An 8908-nucleotide genomic window follows, 5' to 3' on the forward strand; every position below is an offset into this window, starting at 1 on the left:
TACATTACTTGTTGCAGTTGGAGAAGCGCCAGTACCTTCATTTAAAACAATATATTTTATACCAGATGCTGTTGTTTTACCATTTTCAAATTCTTTTAAGGCTTTAGCATTAGCAACAGCTCTTTCACTTGCAAGTTTTTCTTCTTCTTTTGCCTTGTTAGAAAAGTAGTCTCCAAATATTTTAGCTGCGTCGAATTTCTTTGCTTCTGTTCCTTTTCTAATGATGGTAACTTTTGTGATTAAATCTTCTTGAGCAATAGCATTTACAACTTCTTGACCTGATAGTACATATCCAAAAATTGTGTGTTTTCCATTAAGCCAAGAGGTTTCTTTGTGTGTTATAAAAAATTGAGAACCATTAGTATTAGCTCCAGAATTTGCCATTGCAAGAATTCCAGCTCTGTCAAATTTGGCATCGGTAAATTCATCTTTAAAGGCATATCCTGGACCACCAGATCCATTTCCTTCTGGATCACCGCCTTGAATCATAAAGTCTTTAATAACTCTATGAAATTTTAATCCATCAAAGAATTTTTTGCCTTTATGTTTATCGGCAACATTAGGATTTGTTCCCTCGGCAAGTGAAATAAAATTTGCTACAGTTACTGGTGTTTTTTTATATTCTAATTGAATTACAATTTTACCTTTTGCAGTTTCCATTTCTGCAAAAATTCCCTCATTTGGATTTAATTTAGTTGCATTAATTGTTGGTTTTATTCCAACAGAAGCAATGGCAACTTTTTTAGTAATAGTAGCTTTTTTGGGTGTTATTTTTTTTGTTTGTGCATTTGTTATTATCATTCCAAAAAAGAACAAATAAAGAATTTTAAATTTCAGTTTCATTGTTATAAGATTGATTATTTTTATTAAATTAGTTACATTTTTTCAATTATTTCCACTTCAAATATGATGTTAGAATTTGGAGGAATAACATTACTTACGCCATTTTCACCATATCCTAAATTAGACGGAATAAATAAAACCGCTTTATCACCAATATTCATTTTGGTTAAACCTTCTTCAAATCCTGGAATCATTGCACCTTTAGATCCAATGGTAAAAGGAATTGGTGAATAACCATTTTGTGCAGCTCTTTGCGGATCTAGTTTTCCAAAAGCCTCTGCTACTTCAATATAACTGGTGTCAAATAATGTTGCGTCTTCTAAAAATCCTGCATATTTTATAAAAACTTGACTACCATTTACAGGTTTTTTTCCGTTTCCTTTTTCATATATGTTGTAGCTCAATCCTGAAGGTAGTTTTGTTGCTGATGCTTTTTTATTGGCAAAAAACGCAGTTTTATCTGTAATTGCTTTTTTTAATGTTTCTGCATCTAGTGTTGCTTGTTTTTTCTGTATTTCAGATTCTACATTGAAATAATCACTAAAAACTTTTACTGCATCAAATTTCTTTGCAGCTTCTCCTTTTCGTATTATTTTTACAGAATTTATAGCGTCATTTTGTACAATTGTATTTACAACTTCCATTCCTTTTTCAGTAACATGACCAAAAATTGTGTGCTTTCCATCCAACCAAGGTGTTTCTTTTATGGTGATAAAAAATTGGCTACTGTTTGTAATTGGTCCAGAGTTTGCCATTGCTAACAATCCACCTTTATTAAATTTTAAATCGGTAATTTCATCTTTAAATTTATATCCTGCGTCGCCACTTCCGTTACCAAGAGGATCACCACCTTGTATCATAAAGTCTTCTGCATCACCATTACATTTAGAAATTACACGATGAAATTTTAAACCATCGTAAAATTCTTTTCCCTTTAAATCTTTAGATACAAATGGGTTAGTACCTTCGGTTAATGTTATAAAGTTGGCAACTGTTATTGGTGTTTTTTTATATTCTAATTCAACTAGTATTTTTCCTTTTGATGTTTCAATTTCAGCATACAATCCATCGGGTAAATTGGCATGATCATCTTCTTTACATCCTGTAAATAAGACGGTAATTAGTACTAAAAATAAGCTTATTATTCTTTTCATTTTTTAATTATTATTCTAGGTTTATTTTATTTCTGGTTTAAAATCATTTAAAGTTACGGTACACATTAATGGTTCATTTGTCCCTATTCTTCTGTTGTCACCATGATACCCAAACGCCATGTGGGAAGGGAATAAGAACGTCACAGTTTCATTTTTGTGCATTAATTTTATTCCGTCACGCAATCCCATCATAATGTTTTGTTTATCTACGGCATAGGTTTGAGGTTTCAATTCTAGTTGCGAATAGATAATGTTTCCTTTAATATCTTTAATCTCATAATCGAAATAGGCAACATCTCCTTTTTTAGGATTTAAAGTGTCTTTATCATTTTTTACTTCATAATGGTACCAGTATCCTTTTTTAGAAGCAATATATTGAATTTTAGGATTACTCTTTATTATGGCATCAATTTGACCTTCTTCACCTTTAATTAATTTTTTATTTCGTTCAACAGACGCATTTAAAAATTCTCCAGATGAATGAGAAATAGGCATTCTAGCCTGCTGTTGTTTGCAACTCACAAGTGAAATAATAGACATGCTTAATACTAAACCAATTTTTATATTTTTCATTTTATGTGTTGATTTTTGAAACAAGTTCTTCAAATTTTTTGATTGTCTTTTCCATCGAATCATTAGATTTTCCTCCTGCAGCATTAATGTGTCCACCACCGTTGAAGTGATTTCGTGCAAATTGATTTACATCAAAATCGCCTTGCGAACGAAAGGAAATCTTGATGATATTTTCATCTCTATGTTCAATAAAAATCGCAGCAAAAATGATGCCTTTTATTGTCAATCCATAATTTACAATGCCTTCAGTATCTCCTTTTACATAATTAAATTCGTCTAGTTCTTTCTGAGAAAGTGTAATATATGAAGCTCTATGTTCTGTAATAACTTTCATGTTTTGCAACGCTCTTCCTAGAAGTTGTAACCTATCATAAGAATTATTGTCGAAAAGTAAATTTGGAATTTCTGTATTTTCTACTCCCAAATCTATAAAATCGGCAACAATTCTATGTGTTGTTCCAGTTGTTTTAGGAAAACGAAATCCACCAGAATCTGTTAAAATTCCTGTATACAAGCATGTTGCAATAGTTTTGTCTATTAGTGACTTTTTATTTAAAAATCCAATAAAATTATAAACCATTTCACACGTAGAACCAAAAGTAGTGTCAGAGTAAGTAAAGGTTGCATAAGTATCTGGCAATTGATGGTGATCAATCATTATTACAGGAGCGGTAAGTTTATTTAATACTTGTTCCATTTCGCCAGTTCTGTGCAACGCATTAAAATCTAATGTAAAAACCAATGCTGTTTCTTGCAAGATTTGTGTTGTTGTTACTCGATCATTTTCATATACCAAAACACTATCCGAAGCTGGCATCCATGCTAAAAAGTTTGGAAAATCATTAGGAGCAATTACAACTGGTTTATGATTCATTTTTAATAAAAAATGATACAATCCCAATGTAGAACCCATAGCATCTCCATCTGGACTTCGATGCGGAATGATTGCAATTTTTTTGGGCGAAGCCAATAATTCTTTAATGGCTTGAATGTCTTTTTCGTTCATAGTGTGCGAATTTACATTTTTTAAAATAAAGTAGATAAATCAATTACGATAATATTATCTTAAATTCTATTTAGAAAAATTTTTATTGTAAAGTTCAAAGCTCTCTTTTAAAATTTCAATTGCAGTTTCTTTACCTAAAAAATCTTCAACTTTTACAGTTTTCTTTTCTAGTTTTTTATAATCTTCGAAGAAGTTTCTTAACTCAGAAATAAAATGTGCTGGTAATTCTGAAATATCATTAATGTGATTTACACTTGGGTCACCTGCGCTTACAGCTATAATTTTGTCATCGGCTTCACCATTGTCTAACATTCGCATTACTCCAATAACTTTAGCAGGAACGATGCACATTGGTACAACGTCAATTTGCGAAATTACTAAAATGTCTAGAGGATCTTTATCATCGCAATACGTTTGTGGAATAAAACCATAATTAGCAGGATAATACATAGAGGAGAAAAGCACACGATCTAATTTTAATAAACCACTTTCTTTATCAAGTTCATATTTTGCTCTAGTTCCTTTGGGAATTTCTATTATTCCGTTAACAATTTCTGGAAGTTCATCACCGGGTGAAACATTATGCCAAGGATTGAAGAATTGTGCCATTTTAAATATCTAATTTTAATTTATGAAATTTTGCGCAAAATTAGCAATAATAGATTTTAATTCGGTTTATTTTGGAATTCAAATTTCAAATATTTTCAAATTGATCCTTTTTTAAACTATTGTACAACTTATATTTAGGTCCTTTAGCAATTTGAGAGCTATAAATTCCGAGAGAACCCGAACAAAAATAGGCTGTGATGCAAGCCAATCCTATATAAATTCCGCAATCAATTCCAAAAAGTTCTATTCCCATAATTGTACAAGCAATAGGCGTGTGGGTTGCGCCAGAAAAAACTGCTACAAATCCCATTCCTGCCAAGAGCGCTATTGGTAATGGAATAAATACTGATAAAGCACTTCCTAAAGTGGCTCCAATAAAAAATATAGGAGTCACTTCACCACCTTTAAATCCGGCTCCAAGCGTGAATGTTGTGAATAAAATTTTTAATAAAAAATCATAATTTTCACTAGTGTTTTGAAAAGAATCTACAATTGTTGGAATTCCTAATCCTGCATATTTTGTGTTTCCGACGAAGTAGAATGCAATTGCCAAAATTAATCCGCCAAGTAAAGGACGAATAGGAGGGAACTTTATAAATAGGGAAAACATTTTTACAAAAAAATGAGCAGTTTTAGAGAACAACATGGCGGTCAAACCAAATAAGACTCCAACAAATAGTATCCAACCCAAATTTGAAATGGTCAATTCTGGAACAATTGGAATTGTATAATGAGTATGTTTTACTTGCAAAAATTCGACAGTATAAAAAGCTACAAAGGCTGTGAAAAAAGAGGGAAAAATACTTTTAAAATTGATTTTGCTAAAAAATAAAATTTCTAAAGCAAACAATGCTCCGGCCAATGGTGTTCCAAAAACAGAAGCAAATCCGGCACTAATTCCGATAATTAAAATCGTTTTTCTCTCAGATTTAGAAATAGTGAAAACTTTCGAAAATTGATCTGCAATGGCACTTCCCATTTGTACTGCTGTTCCTTCACGTCCTGCCGAGCCGCCAAAAAGATGAGTAATTAAAGTGCCAAAAAGAACCAAAGGAACCATTTTAAATGGTATGGTTTGCTTTGGATTTTCATATTCTTCAAGTATTAAATTATTGCCTTTAACAACTTCTTTTCCATAATAATGGTAAAAAAATCCTATTAGCAAACCTCCAATTGGTAATAGCCAAATTATCCAAATGTGTGCGTCACGATAGTTAGAAACACAAGCTAAAGAAACTAAAAATAGTGCTGAAAAAGAACCCGAAATTAATCCGACCGATAAGCAGATAATGAGCCATTTTATTGCATAATTGATATAGAATTTGTTTAACATTAAAATTGAAAATTAGAAGAAACTTGATGCAACCTTACCAATTCATAAAAACTGTACATCACGTAAATTGCTGAACATAGCAAAAGTATGATTTTCCATTTATGATTTTTAATAGAAAAAGAAAGTAGTAAAGGAAAAAACATTCCAATACAATTCATTATTTCATTGTAGTGCTTGAAGTATTGAGTTTGATAAAAATTTTCAATAAATGTAGTAACGATTATCCAAAAAATTCTACTGATAAATAACCAAATTAAGGCAATGATAATAATTCTGGTATTGGTTTTATCATCATTTAGAAACGTAGAAATGTCAGTGTTTACTGGTTTTTCACCATAAGCATTTCCTTCTTCATTACTTTTTGTACAAAATAGCACAATACTATATATATTGATTATTGGAACAATTGCTAAAAGTAAATACCAACCGCTTTTATCTAAATCGTGCATACGTCTTATTGCAATTGCCAATCCGGGCAGAATACTAAAAACAAAATACAAACTATAAAAAGGACCAAAACTTGTGTTGCCAATATGTAAGTTAAAAATTAAATCGACCGAATAACAGATTATTGCAAAAACTAGATTGAACAAATTGAACATCCAATATTCTGTGCGGCTCGCTCGATCATCAAAATTGGCGAAGTTTCTTATTGCGTGTAAATACCATTTCATGATTTGTAGTTTTATTTAAATTATGAGTTTATTTTCTATTAATTTATTTCTCTAATTTTTACAGTTCCAATTTTTAAAATTTTGCTGCTTATATTCATAGCCCAATTAGTTTCTCTACCAGCATTTTTTTTGCATAATATTTATTTCCGCTTTTTTTCTTAACTAGATATATGTTGAAGTTCTCTAATATTGACATAAAATTTTCAATAGAATATTTATCGATAATTTCATTCATAGTTATGAAGTTTTTCATTTCTAATAAATTAATGATAAAAGGATTGTTATCTGCATTGACATTATAGTATTTAAGTATTATGATTTTTGCAGAACTACCTTTTAAATATACGTTCTTCACTAAATTTCCGTTATTATCTATGGATAGATTATATACAATACCATCCTTTTTTTCAAAATCAAGTTTGTAAAATTCAATTGCCGTCGAATCGTTATTAGATTTTATGTATGGCTTTTCATTAAATTCTATGTATAGATTTTTTTTTACATCTTGTGAAAAGCAAATTGTAAAATTTAATATAAATATTGTTATAAATGTATATTTTATCATTCACAATTTTTTGTAGTTACCAATTTTGATTAAGTAATCATTTTTAAATAAAACAACCGATTAGTTTTAATAAATTCTATTACAATACTACATTTTTTTTAGACAGTATCAAAAAGTTTTTTAGTCTCTTATTTATTGTAATGATTATAAAATAATTGTGATCTAAAAAGTTTTTTAATTGAATTTTCAGTTTAGTTCAATACTATTAAAAAATAAAATCTATTAACGCATCTTAACTTTATAATCTCTAAAAAAAATGAAACGGTTGCAGCATTATGTCTAAATGATTGTAGAGTTGAAACCAGTAAATGATTCGGTTGTAAATAAATTAATTTATTTTAAAATCAATTTTTTATTTTCCATCAAGAATAGTACTTTTGCACATGCAACACAACGTACTTATTTTAGATTTCGGATCGCAATACACACAACTTATTGCACGCCGCGTTCGCGAATTAAATATATTCTGCGAAATTTTTCCTTACAACAATTATCCAACAGATTTATCGTCTTACAAAGCGGTTATCCTTGGCGGAAGTCCTTACTCGGTGCGCGCTGACGATGCTTTGCAAATAGATTTATCGCACATTCGTGGTCATTTGCCTTTGCTTGCCGTGTGTTATGGAGCGCAATATTTGGCGCATTTTTCTGGTGGCGAAGTTGCGGCTTCCAACATTAGAGAATATGGAAGAGCAAATTTGTCTTACATTAAACAAGATGAAGTTTTCTTCGAAAATGTAAACCTCAATTCACAAGTTTGGATGAGCCATAGTGATACCATTAAACACTTACCAACCAACGGTGTAAAACTAGCAAGCACCAATGATGTAGAAAATGCTGCTTACAAAATTGAAGGCGAAACAACCTACGCCATTCAGTTTCATCCAGAAGTATATCATTCTACAGATGGAAAACAAATGCTAGAGAATTTTTTGGTAAAAATTGCCGAAGTTCCTCAAAATTTTACTCCAAATGCCTTTGTCGATGATTGCATAAAAGATTTACAAGACAAAGTGCAAGGCGATAAAGTAGTTTTAGGACTTTCTGGTGGAGTAGATTCTACTGTGGCAGCAGTTTTATTACACAAAGCTATTGGTGAAAACTTGTATTGTATCTTTGTTAATAATGGTTTATTGCGTAAAAACGAATTTGAAAGCGTTCTGGAACAATATAAAGGAATGGGCTTAAATGTAAAAGGCGTTGATGCTTCGGCACGTTTTTTGGATGCATTGGCTGGAATTGATGATCCAGAGACAAAACGCAAAATTATTGGTAATGCTTTTATCGAAGTTTTTGATGATGAAGCGCACAAAATAGAAGATGTTACTTGGTTAGCACAAGGAACAATTTATCCAGATGTTATCGAGTCGATTTCGGTAAAAGGTCCAAGTGCTACAATAAAATCTCATCATAATGTTGGCGGTTTGCCCGATTTTATGAAGTTGAAAATTGTAGAACCACTTAGAATGTTGTTTAAAGATGAGGTTAGAAGAGTAGGAGCTTCATTAGGAATCGATCCAGAATTATTAGGAAGACATCCTTTTCCTGGTCCAGGATTATCAATTAGAATACTAGGCGATATTACACCAGAGAAAGTACGTATCTTGCAAGAAGTTGATGCAGTTTTCATCAACGGATTAAAAGAACACGGATTGTACGATAAAGTTTGGCAAGCAGGAGCAATTTTGCTACCAGTAAATAGTGTAGGAGTAATGGGCGATGAGCGTACTTACGAAAAAGTAGTAGCACTTCGCGCAGTAGAATCTACCGATGGAATGACAGCTGATTGGGTGCATTTACCTTATGAATTTTTGATGAAAATCTCAAACGAAATCATCAATAAAGTGAAAGGTGTGAATAGAGTTGTATATGATATTAGCTCTAAACCACCAGCAACTATTGAGTGGGAGTAAAAGTTGGCAGTGTTCAGTTTATAGTTCTCAGTTTGAATTTGAAATAAATTAAAAGATATGTTTAAAAGAGTTATTTACATTTTGGTTTTGGTTTTTACAACTGCTGTTTTTGGGCAGAATTATAACAAGCAAACAGTAGATAAAGGTGAAACTGTGGCTCAAATAGCTCAAAAATATAAGGTTACACCTTACGATATCTATAAGTTAAATCCTGATTCTCAAAACGGAATTCAACCAA

10 protein-coding genes are annotated in these 8908 nt (G+C 31.1%); 2 read left to right on the forward strand and 8 right to left on the reverse strand.

Annotated features, from left to right (window positions below; translation table 11 throughout):
- The 8 genes from ACH2CG_RS12955 to ACH2CG_RS12990 form a co-directional block, all read right to left on the reverse strand.
- Positions 1 to 843, reverse strand: an 843-nt coding sequence (locus ACH2CG_RS12955) for a peptidylprolyl isomerase (protein ID WP_395065856.1), incomplete at its 3' end; no start/stop codon positions are given.
- Positions 844 to 875: 32 nt separating this feature from the next.
- Positions 876 to 1997 carry a peptidylprolyl isomerase gene (locus ACH2CG_RS12960; protein ID WP_395065858.1) on the reverse strand — a complete coding sequence of 374 codons (1122 nt, stop codon included), beginning with the start codon at positions 1995 to 1997 and terminating at the stop codon, positions 876 to 878.
- 21 nt (positions 1998 to 2018) lie between these two features.
- Positions 2019 to 2570, reverse strand: a complete 552-nt coding sequence (gene gldI, locus ACH2CG_RS12965) for a gliding motility-associated peptidyl-prolyl isomerase GldI (protein WP_395065860.1) — start codon at positions 2568 to 2570, stop codon at positions 2019 to 2021.
- Position 2571: 1 nt separating this feature from the next.
- On the reverse strand, positions 2572 to 3576 hold the full coding sequence (locus ACH2CG_RS12970; protein WP_395065862.1) for a bifunctional oligoribonuclease/PAP phosphatase NrnA: 1005 nt from the start codon (positions 3574 to 3576) through the stop codon (positions 2572 to 2574).
- A 66-nt stretch (positions 3577 to 3642) separates the two neighbouring features.
- Positions 3643 to 4185, reverse strand: coding sequence for an inorganic diphosphatase (locus tag ACH2CG_RS12975; protein WP_395065864.1), 543 nt, complete (start codon positions 4183 to 4185; stop codon positions 3643 to 3645).
- 85 nt (positions 4186 to 4270) lie between these two features.
- A complete protein-coding gene (locus ACH2CG_RS12980; protein ID WP_395065866.1) occupies positions 4271 to 5518 on the reverse strand; it encodes a voltage-gated chloride channel family protein in 1248 nt (415 codons plus the stop codon).
- Positions 5518 to 6192 carry a DUF805 domain-containing protein gene (locus ACH2CG_RS12985; protein WP_395065868.1) on the reverse strand — a complete coding sequence of 225 codons (675 nt, stop codon included), beginning with the start codon at positions 6190 to 6192 and terminating at the stop codon, positions 5518 to 5520. Before ACH2CG_RS12985 ends, ACH2CG_RS12980 begins: the two co-directional genes overlap by 1 nt.
- A 94-nt stretch (positions 6193 to 6286) precedes the next feature.
- The gene (locus ACH2CG_RS12990; protein ID WP_395065870.1) at positions 6287 to 6757 is read right to left on the reverse strand and encodes a hypothetical protein; all 471 of its coding nucleotides are present in this window, start codon (positions 6755 to 6757) and stop codon (positions 6287 to 6289) included.
- 383 nt (positions 6758 to 7140) lie between these two features.
- On the opposite strand from ACH2CG_RS12990, the gene guaA reads away from it, so the two are divergent.
- Both guaA and ACH2CG_RS13000 read left to right on the forward strand, forming a co-directional pair.
- The gene (gene guaA, locus ACH2CG_RS12995; RefSeq protein WP_395065872.1) at positions 7141 to 8670 is read left to right on the forward strand and encodes a glutamine-hydrolyzing GMP synthase; all 1530 of its coding nucleotides are present in this window, start codon (positions 7141 to 7143) and stop codon (positions 8668 to 8670) included.
- A 57-nt stretch (positions 8671 to 8727) separates the two neighbouring features.
- Positions 8728 to 8908: LysM peptidoglycan-binding domain-containing protein (locus tag ACH2CG_RS13000; protein ID WP_395065874.1), on the forward strand; the 181-nt coding region annotated here is incomplete at its 3' end.

It is taken from the genome of Flavobacterium sp. (assembly GCF_043778725.1).
In the GTDB taxonomy this organism is placed as follows: Bacteria; Bacteroidota; Bacteroidia; order Flavobacteriales; family Flavobacteriaceae; genus Flavobacterium.